This window comes from Vibrio sinaloensis DSM 21326 (assembly GCF_000189275.1).
In the GTDB taxonomy this organism is placed as follows: Bacteria; Pseudomonadota; Gammaproteobacteria; order Enterobacterales; family Vibrionaceae; genus Vibrio; species Vibrio sinaloensis.
In genome coordinates this window covers 48,045-65,636 of sequence record NZ_AEVT01000031.1, presented here as the reverse complement: position 1 = coordinate 65,636, position 17,592 = coordinate 48,045, and the positions used below count along the sequence as shown (strand labels likewise).

Sequence of the window (17,592 nt, the reverse complement as noted above, 5' to 3'; positions counted from 1 at the left end):
GAATGCGTAGGTGGCAGCGCGAAACCGCCACCTACTTTCGTTTAGTGAGCAGGGTAGACGACTGGAAAATCGAGAGATGGATGTTTGGCGACAATCGATTGATAACCGTAAACGTCTTCGATGATTTCAGGTTTCAAAGCCTGCCACGGCGCCGCATCGGTGACTAGCTTTCCATCGTGGAGAATAACCATGCGGTCCGAGTACTGTGCAGCGAGGTTGAGATCATGAAGAACGACCACCACCGCGGTGTTCTCTTGATCGGCGAGCTGACGGGCGATCTTTAACGTGTTGTGCTGGTGCGCCAGATCGAGGGCTGACGTGGGCTCATCCAACATTAAGATTTTCTTACCGTTAGCTTGATCTAATTGCACCAGCACACGCGCCAGATGAAGGCGTTGTTTTTCTCCTCCCGACAGGGAAGGGTAAATGCGCTCGCTCAAATGGCCGACATCGGTCATTTTCATGTACTTGTTTGCTAACTCTTGCGTCTGTTTGTTAGGTAGGTTCAGCGGAATTGCACCCAGCTCGACCACTTCGTGGGCAAGAAAAGGGAAGCTCAACGTGCTGTGTTGAGGCAGCATTCCTAAATGTTTTGCCAAAGCAGCGGGCTGCCAATCCTGTTTGTGTTGGCCAAAGTACTCAATGTGATTGGATGATGGGATCTCACCACACAAGAGTTTGAGTAGGGTACTTTTACCGGCGCCATTTGGGCCCAGTAATGCAGTCACTTCTCCTGCGCGAATATCGATATCGATATCATCAAGCACAGTACGCTGCCCAAATCGCATTGAAATATTGCGACCAGTGAGTACGGTATCTTTCATTAAAGGATCTTTCCTTTTTGCTTGAATAACAGGTAGATAAAGAAAGGCGCGCCGATGATTGCTGTCACAATACCAACAGGAAGCTCTGCTGGCGAGACGGCAACGCGTGCATACATATCTGCAAGCGTGAGCAATAAAGCCCCCATTAGTGCGGAGATTGGCAGCAAGGTACGGTGGTCAGGGCCTGCAAGCATACGACCTAAATGCGGGATCACTAAGCCAATGAAACCAATCATGCCCGAAACACTGACCGTAACGCCAACGCCAACAGCGGTCAGCAAAATTAACTGACGTTTTAGCGATTGAACATGGATACCTAAGTGATTGGCTTCAGCTTCCCCGAGTAGCAAAGCATTGAGTGCCATTGCTTTACGCATAAAGATGGTCAGTAGAATCACCAGTGTTACGGCACAAAGCGCAATGCTCGCCCAGTTGGCTCCAGCAAGTGAGCCCATTGACCACAAACTGAGATCACGCAGCATTTGGTCATCAGCGACAAAGTTCATGTAACCGATGCCAGCCCCAGAAAGTGCCCCAATAGCCACACCTGCAAGTAACATGATGGTGACAGAGGTGCCCATTTTGCTGGTCCCTAGCTTGTAAACAAGAATGGTCGTTAATGACCCACCTAGAAAAGCAAACAAAGGAACAGCGGCAAAGTTCATGATTTCTGGGTATTGAGTACTAAACTCAGCGAACATCACGATGGCAAACGCGGCACCGAGTGAGGCACCAGCTGAAACGCCAATGATGCCTGGTTCTGCCAACGGGTTGCGAAACAATCCTTGCATCACAGCACCACAGATTGCCAGTATCGCGCCTACTAACATACACAATAGGGTACGCGGGAAGCGAATTTCATGAATGACTAAGTTGATGTGTGGGGCGAGTTCATTGGTGCGTGAAACCAAGCTAAGTACACTGTCTAAAAAGCCAATATTCATTGGCCCAACAGTCACCGAGCTTATCGCAGTCACTGCCAGTGCAACGGCAAACAAAGTCAGCGTAGCGGAAAGAGGAAGACGACGTAACAACATATCCGTGAATGCTCTACTTTAGAAGCTTACTTAGACGTTCCGCTTCCTCTAGGCTCTTTAAGCCTAAACCGCCGACCAGTGCATGACCGTCGATTGTGATAAAGCGTTTGTTCTGACCCGCAGGCGTTGCCGCAAGCAAAGGCATCTTTTTCAAGATTTCATCGGCGCCACCAATTTTTTCTAAGCTGCGTCCACTAACCAGAATGACATCGGGCTGCATCTCAACCATGGCTTCCGTTGAAAGAGGTTTGTAAGAGGTAAGCTTGTCTGCGGCAGGGTTGATGCCGCCAGCAAGGTTGATAATGGCATCTGGCGGGGTTTCTTTACCGGCCACGTTTGCCGGACGACCTTCGTGGATCAGAAGGAACAGCACCTTTTTCGCTTCGCTAGGTTTGTTGGCTTCTAGTGCGGCAATTTTCTTATTCACTTCCGTTTTGAGCTGCTGCGCTTGGGTTTCGGCTCCCGTAAGCTCTGCAATCTCATCAATACGGGCTAATAAGCCAGCAGGTGTGGCGTCGGTATTGACGATGTCTACGGATACTCCTGCAGATTTCAACTGCGCAAGCGTGGTGTCTGGGCCCATTTCATCAGAGCCAATCAGGCGGTTTGGACCGAGAGCTAATAAGCCTTCTGAGGATAGGTTTCTGTGGTAACCAATCTTCGGTAACGTCATGCCTTGTGGCAGTTGGCTGGTGACATCAACGGCAACCAGTTGGTCTTGCTGCTCAAGAGCGAGGATCAGCTCAGTGACAGCGCTCCCTGCACTGATAATACGTTCGTTGGCAGTGGCATAGCTAGCAGTAAGGGATAGCGCGATTGTGGCTACGGTATTAATAAATGTCTTTTGCATGTTGAACTCTGTTATTTAGAATCTTCCGTCAGTAACTGAGTAGCTTGAATTCCGTTTTCTTGGAGAAAGGCTAAAAGTTTGACTAGGTGTTGAACGTCAGCGGTTTTATCAGCCCCAATAACAATGGGTTTGGTATCTGACTTTTGTTGCTCGAGGAGTGCCAATGTAAAGTTATCCCAGTCGATGTATTCTTTGCCATCGATGGCCCAATAAGGCGCTTCGGATAATATATTGATGGTGATTGACTTAGTGTCGACCTCTGAAACGACTTGTGAGTCAGTGGTCGGTAAATCCACCTCTAATGAATCCAATTTCACTGCCGCCGTCAGCATCAGGAACACCATTACAATGAAAATAATATCCAGTAATGGTGTGAGATCTGGTGTTAGACCAAAGCGATTATCGTCTTGTGTAACCTTGATCATGCCTGAGCCTCAATAGGCTTGCTGGTGTCGTTAGCGGTCTCTGTTGTTTTCGTTGAGCGCTCTGGCGAGACATGTTGCAGGCTAATACCCTCTAGCCATAAGTTGACATAGTTAAGCGTGTGCTCCAGTTTCGCCATTACCTTATCGGCCCAAAGACCAAGTAACTGAGCGCCCGCAATAGCAGGGAGTGCAATTAAAAGACCCGCAGCGGTCGTACGCATCGCCAAGCCAAGGCCGTCTGCTAGGTCGTTAGGCGTAATATTACCAGTAGAGGCAGCAACGCCTTTAAACATTTCAATAAGACCAAGAACGGTGCCCAAAAGGCCGATAAGAGGGCTAATCACACCAATAAGTGTCAGCAGACGCAGACCAGAATTGAGTTGGTGACGTTTCTCTTGTAGCCACATGCCTGCGGCATCTTCACGAAGTGTCTTAGGGAACGAATGATGAGCGAGTAACATTGCTACCCCTTTATAGAGTAAAGGGCGTTTAGGTGACAATTTTTCGGCTAACTGCTCTATATCCTTGCTGTTGGTCGGGGATACATTCTTTAACTCAGTACGAATGACACGCTTGCCAACACCGATACTGATTAAAACTTGAAAAAGGCGCTCAGCAATAATCATTACAGTCAGGGCTGAACAAATGATAAGTGGCCAAGCCATAAGGCCAAGTTGCTGTTGTATATTTTCTAAATGTTCCATTACTAATCCAATTTAAAGCGAACTGGGATTTTTACTCGGTGAGCAACGGATTTGCCACCGACTGTGTGTGGAGAAAATTTCCACTTCTTAATTGCTTTCAGCGCAGACTTGTCGAGTATGGTTGCACCGGATGACGAGACGAGTACTTGCTTGACTTGCTTGCCATTTTCGTCGAGCCAAACCTCGATCATTGCCGTACCTTCAATCCCCCTCTTTTGAGCGATTCTCGGATACTTAGGCTGGCGTGGCTTACTCAAGAAGGAAGGTTCTTGTACCAAGACCGGTATCTTCTCGATACCTGAGTTGGTGGCCTCTGGACTCTTTACTTCTTTGACGTCTTGCTTTTTCGGCTGTTCCTTTTTTACCACTTTTTGCTCAACCGCCGGTTTGGGCTCTGGTTTTTTCGGTTGAGGCTTAGGCGGTTGTTTCTTCGGTGGTGGCTTCTTAGTTACCTTTTTGACCTCAGGCTTTTTCTCGACGGGTTTTGGTTTCTTTACCGGCGCCTTTTTCACTACCTTCTTAACCGGAGGCGGTTCGACAGGTGGAGGTGGAGGAGGTGGTGGTTCAACGGTTTGCTCTACTGGTGGCGTTTCAGTCGGCGTGTTCTCTGCAGCTTTCGGCTGTGGTGCGGGGGTAAACGTGATAGATACAACTGAACTATCGGCGCCTGCCGGCATCGCGAAAGACTTAGGTTCATGGGCGACAAACAGGAATGCTGCATGCACCATCAAGGAGACGCCTCCTGCAATTGTGTATCGTTTCAGATTCACACTGTCCTCACAAAGCTCTGATTACTTGAAAATGGAATGCGATTATTACTCACAATACAAATAAGATCAATTATCAATTGCATTATCATTAGCCCCAAATTATCATGTTTTCAGTATTCAGTTAAAACGACGTGAAGCCAGGGATGACAAGCGTTGAGAGATTAATAAGATGTTAGATATTTATAAATTTGATGAATCAATTTTAGGGGCTGATACGCCCGATCCTCTCAGGTACGCTTTTCCACAAAAAAAGTCAGCGCATGCTGGTGGAATGGCTTCACCAATCCCACCGGATCAGAAAGTTGAAATTCTGAGTCGGTTATACGATCAACAAGGTCAAAAAAGCGCCAAACGATGCTTGTACATTCACATCCCGTTTTGTCGTGTTCGATGCACCTTCTGTAACTTCTTTCAAAACGCAGCAAGCCGTAAGCTGGTGGATGACTACTTCGAAGCGTTAATGATCGAAATCGCACAAAAAGCGGCACAGCCTTGGACACAAACTGGCCTGTTTCATGCCGTGTACATTGGTGGAGGTACGCCAACCGATCTTTCTGCTGAGCAAGTAGAGCGGCTTGGCAAAGCAATTCGTCGCTCTTTCCCACTGTCTACGGATTGTGAGATCACCCTTGAAGGACGTATCAACCGATTCAGCGATGAAATGTTTGAGCGCTCCCTTGAAGGTGGCTTTAACCGATACTCTTTTGGCATTCAAAGCTTCAATACGAAAGTTCGCCGCAGCGCAAAACGCCTAGATGACCGCGAAGATGTGATGGCGCGAGTGGCCTCATTGAGCGCGACCCAACAAGCACCAATCATCGTCGATTTACTCTATGGCTTGCCTTACCAAACCGAAGAAGTGTTTGAGCAAGATCTCAACGACTTTATGGCGACAGGCGCGCACGGTCTCGACTTGTATCAGCTCGTTGTGGGTGGCAGTGCGCCAATGATCAATATGGTTGAAAAAGGTCGCATACCAGCTCCGGCTACCACCGCCGAGAAAGCGGCGATGTATAAAATCGGCAGTGATTTTATGGCGAAGCACCATTTAACCCAGCTCAGTGTCAATCACTGGACTCGTGATAATCGCGAACGCAGCCAATACAACAGCTTAGCCAAAACCTATGCGGAAGTTTTACCCATAGGTTGCGGTGCTGGCGGAAACATAGGTGGATTCGGCATGATGAATCACCGCACATTAGAAAGCTATATGAACGCGATTAAGTCTGGCGATTCGACGGTAGTGATGTTGACCAAGCAACACTTCTTGGAGCCACTGTTTGCCGCACTGAAGTCCGGCTTTGACCATGGTGTTGTCAGCAAAATCGCTTTGCCTGATTTCAACGGGCAGTCGAGTTTTGAGTTTTTACGACCACTGTTTGAAGTATGGCAACAGCGTGGATTGGCTCAAGTCGAAGATGATTACTTGGTGCTGACACTGGCAGGACGATTTTGGACTGTGTCTTTAGCGCAAGCGGCAATTCAAGTTTTACAGCAAACCTTTCAACAAACCACTGCAGTTGAGTCTGCGGTTTCGTTATAAGTGAAAAATATGGAAGCAATTAAGCAACAAGTGGCTCAGTTAATTGAGCAAGAACCTACTTTACTCCCAGCTGCAATCGCAGAGCGTTTAGAGATTTCTGAATTTGAAGCGGTCGCGGCACTGCCTGAAGCAATGGTTGCGTTAGTTCCTGGTGAACAAGCTCAAACCATTCTTGAGCAACTCGTTGGCTTTGGACCAGTGACGACTATCGTTCACTCGTTTGGCTCGATCTTCGAAGTGAAGGCGCCTTTCCCTAAAGGTAAGGTTGCGCGTGGTTACTACAACCTAATGGGGCGTGAAGGTGAACTGCACGGTCACCTTAAATTGGACAACGTTAAAAACATTGCTTTAGTGAGTAAGCCATTCATGGGACGAGAAAGTCACCACTTTGGCTTCTTCTGTGAAGCGGGTAACAACATCTTCAAGATCTACTTAGGTCGCAACGAAAAGCGTGAGCTCATTGCTGAACAAGTTGAACAGTTCAAGCAGTGGCAACAAGAGTTCAAGAAATAGTACATATAATTAAAATAGCGCCAGTTTGTGAACTAAAAGCAGGCTGGCAAAAAGAGAAAGTTAGGAGTCAATAATGGATCAACAAGTAAAACAAGAGCGCCTGCAAGGCCGACTAGGACCTGAAATTAAAGAGTTTCGCCAAGAGCGTCGCACGCTACAGCTAGCAACCGTCGACGCTGAGGGTCGTCCGAATGTCAGCTATGCACCTTTTGTTCAAAACCAGGATGGTTACTTTGTACTGATCTCTGAAATTGCTCGCCATGCTCGTAACCTTAAAGCAAACCCAAGCGTGTCGATCATGATGATCGAAGACGAAGATAGCTCTAAGCAGCTATTTGCTCGTAAGCGTTTAACGTTCGATGCGGCGGCTAGCGTGGTAGAGCGTGAGTCAGAGCAATGGTTGCAAGTGGTCGCTCAACTAAAAGAGCGTTTCGGTGAAATCATTGACGGTTTGAGCCAGCTAGAAGACTTCGTTCTGTTCAACATGAAACCAGAGAAGGGGTTGTTCGTGAAGGGCTTCGGTCAAGCGTATCAGGTGTCTGGCGACGACCTTGTTGACTTTGTTCACCTACAAGAAGGCCACAAAAAGGTTTCTAATCAGTAGTTTTCCGTTATTCTAGGAAGATCAGAAAGGGGCTGTTGAGCCCCTTTTTTTATTGATACAAGGAGCGAACATTGAGACCTGTAAGCAAAGACCATGGTGAAATTTGCTATCCCTTTATTTACGAAGATAGCCCTGTCTGCGATTTTGAAATCGCAAGTGATGAGTTATGTAGCCGCGTTGGTCTAGTGCTGACATTAGAGCTGGACGATGTCAGCCGTGACATACTCCGTCGCTTACAGCCTAATGTTTATCATCTTAATGGTTCGGTTCGCGGCAAACTGGCGATTGATGAAACCCAGTTGCAAGAGCTTTATCAAGATTACAATGCGCTACGCGAAAAGTTAGACGGGGGATTTAAAGGGTTTGTTCTACCGGGAGGTCACCGCACGTCTGCAGAACTGCATTTATGTCGTACACAGGCTAAAAAAGTGGTGAGAGCCCTAGTCGCAATAGAGCATTCTGGGAAACGCAGCCCAGCCCCAATTCTATTCCGCTACGCAAATCTATTGGCCAATGTAATGTATGCACTCGCTTCCTATACCAATCGTGTACAGCAAGTACAGGAAGTCGAGTTCGTGAGTCGGAGTTATTAAGCCAGAGACACTAGCTCAATACTTGCGGATTGGCGATGTTTTCTGGTGCACCGTTGGCAAAACTGACTACATTGTTGATAGCCCACTTAAAGTAGAGCTCATAGCTGTTTTGTTCGACATAGCCTAGGTGGGGCGTAGCGACGATATTGGGTAAGCTGAGAAGCGGTTGATTTGCGTGGTTTGCTGGCTCTTGTTCAAACACATCCACAGCGGCGAGTTTATCTGGATTATCACGCAGAGATTGATACAAAGCATTCGGTTCAATGAGCTCTGCACGACTGATATTCACCAGTAACGAGCCTGATTTCATCGCATTGATATCCTCTAGGGTAACGATGTGGCGCGTGGCGTTATTGAGTCGTAAGTTTAGAGAGACGATGTCGCAGTTGCGAAAAAACTGCGTTTTACTTTGTGCCGCTTGGTATCCATCTTGAACGGCTTTGGCTCTTGACGTTTCACTCCCCCAGACCATTACTTTCATGCCAAAGACGTCGGCAAATTTCGCTAAGCGTTGACCGATTTTGCCAAAGCCCCAAATGCCTAAGGTACGGCCGTGCAAACAGGTTCCTAACCCAAGTGGACCTGATTGTTGCCAGTGACCTTGATGTAAGTTTGCGATATAGCTCGGAAGGTGGCGTGTGGCGGCCATGATTAATGCCCAAGCCAACTCTGAAGGCGCTACCGGAGAGCCAACGCCTTCAGCAACCGCCACGTTATGTTGGGTGCAGTCATCAAGATTCAGGTGATTGCTAATTTTACCTGTTTGACTGATTAACTTAAGGTTAGGTAGCCGACTAAGCAAGGCTTGGCTGATTTCGGTGCGCTCGCGAATAAGAATAACAGCATCGAATGGCTGAAGACGAGCGACCAAAGCGTCGAGGTCAGTTATGGTATCGTTGAACACGGTGACTTGATGGGCTTGCAGCGCCGTAAAGCTGGTTAAGTGGCGAACTTGATCTTGGTAATCATCTAATATTGCGATTTTCAATGGGTTTGTCCTTTCAAACTGACGTTATTTATTGTTAGAAACTTGAACCTGGCTGAGTAAGAAAGTCTATTTCTTCTTGTGTGCTTTCTCTGCCTAATATCGAATTTCTATGCGGGTATCGACCAAATTTATCTATTATCACCTTGTGCTTTAGTTCAAAGTCATAATTATTCTCTAAACCCGGTTGACTAAACAACTTTACAGCCTCTTTATGAATAACTTTCGATTCACTATGCATGAAAGGTAAATAAAGGAATGCACGTTTCTCTATGGGCAGTTGTTGGTCAAGCTCCAACCTGATGGCTTCTTGAGCGAGAGCTAAGGCCAGCGGATCTTGTGCAAACGCGAGCGGTGAGTTGCGGTAGATGTTGCGTGAAAACTGGTCGAGGACAATCACCTCGGCCAAGCGACCCTCTGCGGTCTCTCGCCATGCATAAAGTTCTGACTTAGAGGCGCTTTCGAGCAGGCTTTTAAAGCGCTGGATAATCGTTTTATCAACTGCATCACTGCTGACAAACCAGTCTTTGGGCTCAAGTTCTTCGAACCAAAAATTGAGGACTTCCTGTGCCGTACTATTGATATTCATAGTGTCTCCCATACTGAATAATGGTCGGATAATTATTGCTGAGCGTGCATTACAGTAAACCATTTTGTGATGGAGTTTAAGAAGCTAGACAAAAAACTGTTAGCTCTAGCCTTGATAACTTAATTAACTATTCAGCCTTTTTCGCTATTTAATGACGAAAAATATACAGTAATGAGTGTTTGCGAAATAATATTCAGTCTATGAACTCTTGGATATATATCCCTTCTTATTCATGGTTAATATTGTCGATAATAATCACGATTTGATTGTACTTATTTAATTAATCTCTCCACCGAACAATTCAAATAAATTCCATACACAAAATTCGATTCTGGAGGGTAGGTTTATGCGTATTGTATTAGCGTTAGGTGGTAATGCGTTGCTCGCTCGTGGTCAGGCTTTGACGGCGGAAAATCAAAGAGAAAACATCCAACGTGCAGCGAAGAACATTGCTGATATTGCTGGAGAGCACCAAGTCGTTATCGTGCACGGTAATGGGCCGCAAGTCGGCCTTCTGATGGAGCAAAATGCGGCATACCAAGAGTATTCACCACAAACCACGCCGTACCCTATGGACGTGCTAGGGTCTCAAACATGTGGCATGGTTGGCTATATGTTGCAACAAGAATTGCGCAACAGCGATGCTCGTCTGAATGTCGCTACACTGGTCACACAGACTCAAGTCAGCAAAGAAGATCCTGCCTTTGCTAACCCAACCAAGTTTGTTGGTCCTGTATACAGTGAAGCGAAAGCGCAAGAGATCATGGCAAGCAGTGACAAACAATTTAAAGCAGATGGTGAATACTACCGTCGCGTTGTGCCTTCTCCTATGCCAAAAGAGATTGTTGAAGTGGCTCAAATCGAAACCCTGTTAAATGCTGACAACGTAGTGATTGCGTGTGGTGGCGGTGGTGTGCCAGTTTCGATTGAAAACGGACACAGTGTTGGCGTTGAATGTGTGATTGATAAAGACCTGACAGCTGAATTACTCGCAGAGCGTATTAATGCCGATCTATTCGTTATTTTGACTGACGGCTCGATTTATCGTAATTACGGCAAAGAAGATCAGGCAGAAATGAAGGTGGCGACTCCAGCAGGGCTCGCAGACTTTACCTTCCCTGCAGGCTCAATGGGACCAAAAGTGGATGCCGTGTGTAAGTTTGTTCAATCGGGTCGTGGTGAAGCGGCAATTGGATCGCTGTTTGAACTCGACAAAGTGATTAGCAAGCAAGCCGGAACCTTAATCACTCAAGGCGAAGGTATTGAGTACTACTAACTTGCCTTATTAGACTACTCACAATAGGTATTGGCTTTTCTCCGTCAGCCCCTATAATGCGCCAACTCTTTCTTTGTTGGCGCACTTCGAATGCCTACCTCTTCTAAACCCGATCGCGTTTCGGCGATGTATTCAATCATCGAACAAGTCAAAGTCACCTTGCCTTTGTACGAGCCAGAAACCTTTATCTGCGGCTTAAAAGGAAGTTGTATGGGCTGTCCGAAGAAGTTACTCGAAATGGTGGATTCTGAGCTCACTTATTGGGAAGCGGCGATGCACAGAGGGGTGATCCCTCAGTTTGATGAGATTCGACGTTTCGGCAAAATGTGTACAAGCGTTAAACGCGCATTGCAAAAAAATGGACTGTTAGCGTAACACTTTGCTCATAGATAAAGCGGCCATACCTCCATAGAGGTAATAGTGAGATTCTACTCGCACTTTCTTTAGAACTTTCTGCATATGAACTACGTTTATAAGTATGAGCTAGGGAGGGCGAGTCTATGGCTAAGTTAAACACTTACCGTTTGATAGTTTTTTTCTTATTAAGCTGGAGCTTTTCAGCTACGGTACTGAGTGATAGTCGAAAAGACCTCAGGCAGCTCACGTTTTATACCGAAACTTACCCTCCTGCCAATTACCTAGATAACGAACGGATTACCGGTTATGCCGTAGATTTGCTGCTTGAGGCAAGTAAGGTGGTTGGTGAGCCGATAGATTTAGATCAGCTGATACTGCAGCCGTGGGCGAGATCTTATCGTACAGTATTGACCAAAAAAAATACCGTGCTCTTTTCGACAACCCGCTCTGAGCATCGTGAAGATCTGTTTCTTTGGGTTGGTCCAATTGCGCGAATTAAAGTAGTGGTGCTCGCGCGCAAAGACTCAGACATCAATATTGCTTCACCTATGGATATGGCTCAGTATCGGATTGGCGTGATTCGCGATGATATTGGTGAACAAAGTCTCCTCTCTATGGGAATACCACGTGACTCAATGCAAGAGGCACTTTACGTAACTGTGCTTGCTGAGCAGTTAATGAAGAAGCGTATTGATTTGTTAGTGTACTCTGAACGCGCCGCTTATTGGTGGTCTCGTCAAGTCGATGTTGACCCGAAGATGTTTCAATCGGTGTATTTAGTGCGAGAAGGGGAAGTGTATTTTGCTTTTAACAAGCAAACTGATACTGAATTGGTAGAGAAGCTTCAACGCGGGGTCGATTTACTTAAATCGACGAAAGGCGATTCAGGCAAAACCTTGTATGAGGAAATACTCGCAAGATATTAGGCCGACAACAAAAAAGCAGCTCTAGGCTGCTTTATGATTACACTTTGGCTTTTTTTACAAAGTACGGATTATCAAACTTTTTAGGGTTCCCCAGCTCTGAAATAGCCAGCTTATTCCACAAGGTTCGATCAAACTGTGCTTTTTCAATCGATGGATAGAGCGTCTCTTGCTCTTCAAGTGCCATTTTAATGAATTGTTTTTTGCGTATCTGATTGTACTTACGCGCAACTCGATTGTGTTTTGCTATCCACTCTTGTTTAAACGCGATCAAGCCTGGCTCCGCTTGCTCCAGTGGCAAGCGAGTTAAATAGATGCGCTTGTAAGAGACTTTTCGGTCAAGCATGGTTCGCATTGCGGTTTGAATGTATTTGCCATGATTGGTGATAGAAATATCTTCTTTATCAAAAAGTTGTACACACCAACCAGCAGGCAGATAGTTTTGCTTGCGGTACTGCTTGTTGCGAACATCAATCGCTTGATGCATCACAAGATCTGAAGTGCCATTGAAGGTCTGTTGCCATTTACCAATGCGGATTTGAATCGCGGTTGGCAAGCGATAAATATTCGTAAACTTATCTTGATCCATATACCAATACACTTATTACTTTCGAAAACAAAAGGACTGATTCAAGCGTGATAGCAGTAAGGTTTAATGTTTTATTGCGACTGCGTGAAATTGAAGACAGTCTCCGAAGAGTATTTTAGAGAAAACGAATAAAAGTAGCTAGATAAAAAGGTCAATAAATGGTGAGTTTTTAGGCGGCTTAGTGTTACGTTGCGCTCTTTCTATTTTGCGCACTTATGGATAAGCAATCGCCCACAGTGGTCACTGTGGGCTGAAGGCGTTAATCGTAAATGGTTGGGATCGGTTGGCGCTTGTGTTGAGTGACTTTGTAAATGTGTACAAGGCGCTCGGTCACCTCTTGAGAAACCGGTTTGCCTTCCAAAAAGTCGTCAATTTGGTCATAAGTGAGGTTAAGCGCATCTTCATCGGCTTTTTGCGGATCAAGCTCTTCTAAATCAGCGGTAGGGACTTTTTTCACCAGTAGCTCAGGTGCGCCAAGAGTAGCCGCGACCTCTCGTACTTGGCGTTTGCTTAGCCCAAATAACGGAGCCAAGTCGCAAGCACCATCACCAAATTTGGTGTAGAAGCCAGTAATATTCTCAGCTGAATGGTCGGTACCGAGAACTAAGCCACCCACATAGCCCGCGATTTCGTATTGAGCGACCATGCGCGCGCGCGCTTTGACATTGCCTTTTACAAAGTCGACCTTTGCTGCATCTTGTGGGATCAAGCCTGTGCCTTCCAATGCGGTATTGGTTGCTGCATGAATTCCATCAACACCTGCTTTGATGTTTACCGATACCGAGTGAGACGGTTGAATAAAGCCAAGTGCCAATTGTGCTTCGTCTTCATCTTTTTGCTCACCATACGGGAGGCGAACGGCAATGAATTGGTAGCCACCAGTGGTCTCTTCATTGAGCTGATCAATTGCGATCTGAGCTAAACGTCCACATGTAGTCGAATCAACACCACCGCTGATCCCAAGAACCAGCGCTTTGCATCCTGCTTCCTGCAATTTGCGTTTGATGAAGTCGACACGACGGGTAATTTCAAAATGAGGGTCTATCGATGGCAGTACACGCATCTCGTCGCGAATCAACTGTTCCATTCTGTTTCCTTCCTGCAAGCAATAACGTTAAAATTTGTTTCGATATTTAATCATCTTACGAGATGACCTTTTTTGCTAAAGTGATCTCGTAAAGTGACCAAGGCTCTATGATACCTAAATCCACCTAATAGAAAACTGTGATCACAGTCTTCAGCATAAAATAAGGGAAAAAATGAACAAAATAGCCGTATTTGGTAGCGCATTTAATCCACCTAGTCTCGGCCATAAAAGTGTTATCGAGTCGCTCGCCCACTACGACAGAGTTCTTCTCCTGCCGAGCATTGCACATGCTTGGGGTAAACAAATGCTGGATTACACAGCCCGCTGTGAGTTGGTTGACGAGTTCATCGATGATCTCGGAATGGACAATGTGGAGCGTTCGACAATTGAAGAACAACTGCATACTCCGGGTGAAAGCGTGACGACGTTTGCCGTCTTAGAAGCGCTAGAAAGTCGGTATGAAAATTGCGAGCTAACTTTCGTAATGGGGCCGGACAATCTGCTTAATTTTGCTAAATTCTATAAAGCGGATGAAATCTTGTCTCGTTGGGCTGTGATGGCTTGCCCAGAAAAGGTTAAGGTTCGCAGTACCGATATTCGCAATGCGCTGAAAAACAGTAACGATATCTCACAATTGACCACCCCTAAAGTGTGGCGAAAATTGGTCGATAAAGCGTATTATTAAAAGCATTCTACGATAAATCAGAGGTGTGAATGAGTAAGGTGCAATTGATGACTTTACTGGCGGTATTTTCCGGATCGGCGGGTGCCTGCGAGATGTATCAGCCTGATTTATCCAATGAGTCGGTGTTGTTCCACTCCTCGAATGGGATTTGTTTCTCGCTGTTAGAGGGCATAGAGTACACCGCGACTAAAGTGGATGAGCTTTATGACTTTGTGAGCCAAGACGACTCAGCGCAAGAAACAGACTACTGGTCGAATTGGGTGCTCCAAAGCGAAACCAACCCTATTTTGACCCAAAGCTTAGCCTCTAACTACATTGGCCTAGGTATCTGGGTTCCTTCCGAGCTGGAAGGGCGTTTGCAACACATGGATGCAGAAGAATGGATTTTGAGTCATGGTGTTCAGCTGAGTTTGGGCTTTGGTACGAAAGCTTCTGGGGAACCAAGAATGCGTCTGGATTATCGCTGGCATGATCGTTACGACGGTGATGTGATGATGCAAGTTGAATTACCATTTTAGTGGGTAACTTGATCCAGTTATTGTTTTTTATGTCGGTAGTAAAAGCGCTTTCTTGTCTGCGTGATCGAATCAATGGTTAGACCTATAATCGGTTGCTATAAAAAATGGTTAATTTATAGTTTCACTCTAACTATATAAATAATAAAAATAATTTCATGTTTTCGACCATTCTTTGCAGCCTTTCTCGTCGCTTGGCGTTGTTGATTGCGGCTGCTTTCGCCGCTAGCGTTGCAGCCGAGCCAATCAAGCTTAACCTCTACACTCAAGAATTCCCCCCTCTGCAAGTCCAAATTGATCATCGCCCCGAAGGGTATGTGGTGAAGTTCGTTGAAGCGATAGTGGAGCAAGCGGCCAAATCGCTACCCATGGAGATAGAGGCTGTCCATTTTGTTCCCTGGAAGCGGGCTATTCGCATCACGCAAAGAGATGAAAATAGTCTGTTTTTTTCGATTTCTCGTACACCAGAGCGTGAAGGCCAGTATCACTGGATCGGAGAAGTATCTCCCTATGAAGTCGGCCTGTACCGCTATAAAGATGGACCCGATGTTCTACCTATCGATCTCGACGAACTCGTAGACTTCCGCTTCGCTACCCAAGCTGAGAGTTCATTTGAAGAGCTGCTACTGAAGCTAGGAATGACAAATCGTATTCCTGTTGAGCAAGGGAAAGATGTCATCCGCTTGCTTCGTGCCGACCGAGTCGATTTTGCGCCGCTTGTGACGGCGAGTTACTACTATCGTATGGAGCAGTACGGATTTGACCCCAATAATTTTGTTGAAGTGATGAAAGTCCGCCAATTGTGTAAAGAGTTGTGGCTGGTCACGGGCAAAAAGACGTCACCTCAAGTCGTCAAGGCCCTTAAAGAAAGCTTTTTGTTGCTGCGTGAACAAGGATTGCGTGAGCAGTTAATCTCGCAGTACCAACCGAATAGCGATGTGATGGCAAACTATCGCCACCTTCAGAAGCAAAGGTAGTACTCATCGCCGCGTTTACAGTGTGACTTGGTTGAAATCTATCCAGCCATTGGCAAGTAGCTCAGGGGTGGAGACATTCTCAGACACATTAAGATCCTGCTCGACATGGTACATAGGTTGATAGATGCCTTTATCGATCAGCGCGCGCTCTAACGACTGAAAAGCGTTGTGCTTATCCGCGTCTGACTCGAACTGCATTACCCGCTGAATATTCTCATTCAGCCAAATTCGGTCATCGCTGGTGTAACAAGCGTCGTTGGAACGAGTGGCCAGTAGCCAACCTAACCAAGACATTTCGATATCGTCACTAAACACTTCCCCCGTCACAATGATATCGGCGCTGGCAAGTGTAGTAAGCTGGTTAAAGATTGGGTATTCAACCACTTCCAACTCGCAAGGGACTCCCACTAGTTGAAGAGTCTCAACCAATCTCTTGGCGCTGGCGATGTGAGTGCCTAGCTGATAGGTCAGAACAGTTAGCGCTTCGCAAGGTGGTGCAATGTCAAACCGTTCTATACAGGCCATTTGAGACACAATCGGCTTAGGGGCAGACATCATGCCTGTCGCCGTCGCCAGTTTTTCGCAATCTAGACCTCTGGGCTCAGGCATCGAAGTAATAATCTGCTGTAAGTATTGGCGGTGTTTAAGCGATCTCATCCAAGTGTGGCGTTTGGGGTTGAGCATGCTGTGCACACAACCGCGTTCCCATTGCTGGTGGCGGATAAACCCCTTGCGGCTGTGTTTTAAATGACTGCCATGGACCACATCACTGTTCAACTCAAATGTCTTCGCTTTGTCACCGATATTCCATATTTCTATGCCGTCAAGCCAAGGTCTAAAACCATGATAATGAGGGTTGCACGTTAACGTCGTCTGCCACTCGGTTTGGGTTTTGAGGATAAATGAACCGCTGCCATAGAGAGTGTCACCGACCATTTTACATATCCCCATTGCTCCATGTGCAAGCAGCTTAGGCAACAACGAAGGCATAGTGTTACTGCGAAATGTGATGCGATAATCGCCATCAACAATCACGCTATCTATGTAACTAAACAATGCCACTGAGCTTGATGAAGAGGCCATCAATCGCTCGAAGTGTGCTTTTACATCTGCAGCCAGTAGTGGATTGCCATCGTGAAAGGTCAGATTTTTGCGCAGTACAATCGATAAAGTGTCGCCTCTGTGCACCCAAGAGTGGGCTAGGTCACCTTCGAAGCCGTTACTGTGAGAGTCTTGTTTTAACAGCCTTGCGTAGAGGTAGCTAGCAATATGCTGTTCTGTTCGGCGATTAATTGTGATGGGATCTAAGTTATGAGTGCCACGATAGAAAGGCACTTGTAGAATATGCGCTTTGCTTGGTGTAGCTTGATATTGTGCTAAGTACTCGGAGAGAAACTGATTGCGCTTTTCACTATGGATCAAAGCGATTGCGTCTTCTATTTGACCTTGCTCTAAGCATCGGTGTGCTTGAAATTCTATTCTTTGTGCCAAACATTTCAGTCGCTTTGCTTTGGGATGATTCCCCCTGCCGATTCCCGGTTGCCATTCTATCACTTCTTCTTTAACAAGGCGTTTGATTAACAGTTGAGCGTTGCGGCGCGTGCAGCTAAGCGCGGTACTGAATACATCGAGTGAGACAGGCACAAACTGAGTGGTCGTGAGGTGGTATTGGCAGAAAGCCAATGCATTCCAATAGCGCATAAAGGTGAAATATCCTTTTTCAACTTCTATTTTTCTTCATCTTTT

Annotated in this window: 21 protein-coding genes; 10 read left to right on the top strand and 11 right to left on the bottom strand. The window is 46.3% G+C overall.

Annotation, left to right across the window (positions count from 1 at the left end; all coding sequences use genetic code 11):
- Nucleotides 1-41: 41 nt before the first annotated feature.
- The 6 genes from RH45_RS06345 to RH45_RS06320 are packed head-to-tail and all read right to left on the bottom strand — an operon-like array spanning nt 42 to nt 4,610.
- The gene (locus tag RH45_RS06345; protein WP_008075126.1) at nt 42-824 is read right to left on the bottom strand and encodes a heme ABC transporter ATP-binding protein; all 783 of its coding nucleotides are present in this window, start codon (nt 822-824) and stop codon (nt 42-44) included.
- Nucleotides 824-1,861 (bottom strand): FecCD family ABC transporter permease, encoded by a 1,038-nt coding sequence (locus tag RH45_RS06340; protein ID WP_008075124.1) that lies wholly within the window; start codon nt 1,859-1,861, stop codon nt 824-826. Before RH45_RS06340 ends, RH45_RS06345 begins: the two co-directional genes overlap by 1 nt.
- A 13-nt stretch (nt 1,862-1,874) precedes the next feature.
- Nucleotides 1,875-2,711: a heme/hemin ABC transporter substrate-binding protein gene (locus RH45_RS06335; RefSeq protein WP_008075122.1), complete on the bottom strand. Its 837-nt coding sequence runs from the start codon at nt 2,709-2,711 to the stop codon at nt 1,875-1,877.
- Nucleotides 2,712-2,722: 11 nt separating this feature from the next.
- A complete protein-coding gene (locus tag RH45_RS06330) occupies nt 2,723-3,136 on the bottom strand; it encodes an ExbD/TolR family protein (RefSeq protein WP_008075120.1) in 414 nt (137 codons plus the stop codon).
- Complete coding sequence (locus RH45_RS06325; RefSeq protein ID WP_008075118.1) at nt 3,133-3,840, bottom strand: MotA/TolQ/ExbB proton channel family protein; 708 nt, start codon at nt 3,838-3,840, stop codon at nt 3,133-3,135. Before RH45_RS06325 ends, RH45_RS06330 begins: the two co-directional genes overlap by 4 nt.
- 2 nt (nt 3,841-3,842) lie before the next feature.
- Complete coding sequence (locus tag RH45_RS06320; RefSeq protein WP_039958289.1) at nt 3,843-4,610, bottom strand: energy transducer TonB; 768 nt, start codon at nt 4,608-4,610, stop codon at nt 3,843-3,845.
- 169 nt (nt 4,611-4,779) lie between these two features.
- On the opposite strand from RH45_RS06320, the gene hutW reads away from it, so the two are divergent.
- The 4 genes from hutW (at nt 4,780) to RH45_RS06300 (ending at nt 7,863) form a co-directional block, all read left to right on the top strand.
- Nucleotides 4,780-6,153, top strand: a complete 1,374-nt coding sequence (gene hutW, locus RH45_RS06315; protein WP_008075114.1) for a heme anaerobic degradation radical SAM methyltransferase ChuW/HutW — start codon at nt 4,780-4,782, stop codon at nt 6,151-6,153.
- A gap of 9 nt (nt 6,154-6,162) precedes the next feature.
- Complete coding sequence (gene hutX / locus RH45_RS06310; protein WP_008075112.1) at nt 6,163-6,666, top strand: heme utilization cystosolic carrier protein HutX; 504 nt, start codon at nt 6,163-6,165, stop codon at nt 6,664-6,666.
- A 73-nt stretch (nt 6,667-6,739) separates the two neighbouring features.
- Nucleotides 6,740-7,270: a heme utilization protein HutZ gene (gene hutZ, locus RH45_RS06305; protein ID WP_008075110.1), complete on the top strand. Its 531-nt coding sequence runs from the start codon at nt 6,740-6,742 to the stop codon at nt 7,268-7,270.
- Between the two features lie 71 nt (nt 7,271-7,341).
- Nucleotides 7,342-7,863 carry an ATP:cob(I)alamin adenosyltransferase gene (locus RH45_RS06300; RefSeq protein WP_008075108.1) on the top strand — a complete coding sequence of 174 codons (522 nt, stop codon included), beginning with the start codon at nt 7,342-7,344 and terminating at the stop codon, nt 7,861-7,863.
- Nucleotides 7,864-7,873: 10 nt separating this feature from the next.
- Here the strand turns inward: RH45_RS06300 and RH45_RS06295 are convergent, their stop codons facing one another.
- Together RH45_RS06295 and RH45_RS06290 are read right to left on the bottom strand one after the other, a co-directional pair.
- Nucleotides 7,874-8,851, bottom strand: coding sequence for a D-2-hydroxyacid dehydrogenase family protein (locus RH45_RS06295; protein ID WP_008075106.1), 978 nt, complete (start codon nt 8,849-8,851; stop codon nt 7,874-7,876).
- Nucleotides 8,852-8,885: 34 nt separating this feature from the next.
- On the bottom strand, nt 8,886-9,437 hold the full coding sequence (locus tag RH45_RS06290; protein ID WP_008075104.1) for a DUF924 family protein: 552 nt from the start codon (nt 9,435-9,437) through the stop codon (nt 8,886-8,888).
- A gap of 346 nt (nt 9,438-9,783) precedes the next feature.
- On the opposite strand from RH45_RS06290, the gene RH45_RS06285 reads away from it, so the two are divergent.
- From RH45_RS06285 to RH45_RS06275, 3 genes are all read left to right on the top strand, one after another.
- Nucleotides 9,784-10,713, top strand: coding sequence for a carbamate kinase (locus tag RH45_RS06285; protein ID WP_008075102.1), 930 nt, complete (start codon nt 9,784-9,786; stop codon nt 10,711-10,713).
- Nucleotides 10,714-10,803: 90 nt separating this feature from the next.
- The gene (locus tag RH45_RS06280; RefSeq protein ID WP_008075100.1) at nt 10,804-11,088 is read left to right on the top strand and encodes a hypothetical protein; all 285 of its coding nucleotides are present in this window, start codon (nt 10,804-10,806) and stop codon (nt 11,086-11,088) included.
- A gap of 125 nt (nt 11,089-11,213) precedes the next feature.
- Entirely contained in the window at nt 11,214-11,996 is a 783-nt protein-coding gene (locus RH45_RS06275) for a substrate-binding periplasmic protein (RefSeq protein ID WP_008075097.1), read from the top strand.
- Between the two features lie 37 nt (nt 11,997-12,033).
- Here the strand turns inward: RH45_RS06275 and RH45_RS06270 are convergent, their stop codons facing one another.
- Together RH45_RS06270 and nadE are read right to left on the bottom strand one after the other, a co-directional pair.
- On the bottom strand, nt 12,034-12,582 hold the full coding sequence (locus RH45_RS06270; protein WP_008075095.1) for an MSHA operon transcriptional regulator: 549 nt from the start codon (nt 12,580-12,582) through the stop codon (nt 12,034-12,036).
- A 259-nt stretch (nt 12,583-12,841) separates the two neighbouring features.
- On the bottom strand, nt 12,842-13,669 hold the full coding sequence (nadE, locus tag RH45_RS06265; protein WP_008075094.1) for an ammonia-dependent NAD(+) synthetase: 828 nt from the start codon (nt 13,667-13,669) through the stop codon (nt 12,842-12,844).
- 172 nt (nt 13,670-13,841) lie between these two features.
- Between nadE and RH45_RS06260 the strand changes: the two genes are divergently transcribed.
- The 3 genes from RH45_RS06260 to RH45_RS06250 all read left to right on the top strand — a co-directional run bounded on the left by RH45_RS06260 (nt 13,842) and on the right by RH45_RS06250 (nt 15,846).
- Nucleotides 13,842-14,354 carry a nicotinate-nicotinamide nucleotide adenylyltransferase gene (locus RH45_RS06260; protein WP_008075093.1) on the top strand — a complete coding sequence of 171 codons (513 nt, stop codon included), beginning with the start codon at nt 13,842-13,844 and terminating at the stop codon, nt 14,352-14,354.
- Nucleotides 14,355-14,383: 29 nt separating this feature from the next.
- Nucleotides 14,384-14,872 carry a hypothetical protein gene (locus RH45_RS06255; RefSeq protein ID WP_039958288.1) on the top strand — a complete coding sequence of 163 codons (489 nt, stop codon included), beginning with the start codon at nt 14,384-14,386 and terminating at the stop codon, nt 14,870-14,872.
- A gap of 155 nt (nt 14,873-15,027) precedes the next feature.
- A complete protein-coding gene (locus tag RH45_RS06250) occupies nt 15,028-15,846 on the top strand; it encodes a substrate-binding periplasmic protein (RefSeq protein WP_008075091.1) in 819 nt (272 codons plus the stop codon).
- Nucleotides 15,847-15,861: 15 nt separating this feature from the next.
- Here the strand turns inward: RH45_RS06250 and RH45_RS06245 are convergent, their stop codons facing one another.
- A complete protein-coding gene (locus RH45_RS06245; protein ID WP_008075090.1) occupies nt 15,862-17,547 on the bottom strand; it encodes an ABC transporter substrate-binding protein in 1,686 nt (561 codons plus the stop codon).
- Nucleotides 17,548-17,592: the final 45 nt, after the last annotated feature.

Coding starts and splice junctions, on each gene's coding strand:
- RH45_RS06275 (WP_008075097.1), top strand. CDS start 11,214: ATGGCTAAGTTAAACACTTACCGTTTGATAGTTTTTTTCTTATTAAGC.
- RH45_RS06335 (WP_008075122.1), bottom strand. CDS start 2,711: ATGCAAAAGACATTTATTAATACCGTAGCCACAATCGCGCTATCCCTT.
- RH45_RS06270 (WP_008075095.1), bottom strand. CDS start 12,582: ATGGATCAAGATAAGTTTACGAATATTTATCGCTTGCCAACCGCGATT.
- hutZ (WP_008075110.1), top strand. CDS start 6,740: ATGGATCAACAAGTAAAACAAGAGCGCCTGCAAGGCCGACTAGGACCT.
- RH45_RS06245 (WP_008075090.1), bottom strand. CDS start 17,547: ATGCGCTATTGGAATGCATTGGCTTTCTGCCAATACCACCTCACGACC.
- RH45_RS06280 (WP_008075100.1), top strand. CDS start 10,804: ATGCCTACCTCTTCTAAACCCGATCGCGTTTCGGCGATGTATTCAATC.
- RH45_RS06345 (WP_008075126.1), bottom strand. CDS start 824: ATGAAAGATACCGTACTCACTGGTCGCAATATTTCAATGCGATTTGGG.
- RH45_RS06290 (WP_008075104.1), bottom strand. CDS start 9,437: ATGAATATCAATAGTACGGCACAGGAAGTCCTCAATTTTTGGTTCGAA.
- RH45_RS06250 (WP_008075091.1), top strand. CDS start 15,028: ATGTTTTCGACCATTCTTTGCAGCCTTTCTCGTCGCTTGGCGTTGTTG.
- RH45_RS06255 (WP_039958288.1), top strand. CDS start 14,384: ATGAGTAAGGTGCAATTGATGACTTTACTGGCGGTATTTTCCGGATCG.
- RH45_RS06325 (WP_008075118.1), bottom strand. CDS start 3,840: ATGGAACATTTAGAAAATATACAACAGCAACTTGGCCTTATGGCTTGG.
- RH45_RS06285 (WP_008075102.1), top strand. CDS start 9,784: ATGCGTATTGTATTAGCGTTAGGTGGTAATGCGTTGCTCGCTCGTGGT.
- nadE (WP_008075094.1), bottom strand. CDS start 13,669: ATGGAACAGTTGATTCGCGACGAGATGCGTGTACTGCCATCGATAGAC.
- hutW (WP_008075114.1), top strand. CDS start 4,780: ATGTTAGATATTTATAAATTTGATGAATCAATTTTAGGGGCTGATACG.
- RH45_RS06260 (WP_008075093.1), top strand. CDS start 13,842: ATGAACAAAATAGCCGTATTTGGTAGCGCATTTAATCCACCTAGTCTC.
- RH45_RS06330 (WP_008075120.1), bottom strand. CDS start 3,136: ATGATCAAGGTTACACAAGACGATAATCGCTTTGGTCTAACACCAGAT.
- RH45_RS06340 (WP_008075124.1), bottom strand. CDS start 1,861: ATGTTGTTACGTCGTCTTCCTCTTTCCGCTACGCTGACTTTGTTTGCC.
- hutX (WP_008075112.1), top strand. CDS start 6,163: ATGGAAGCAATTAAGCAACAAGTGGCTCAGTTAATTGAGCAAGAACCT.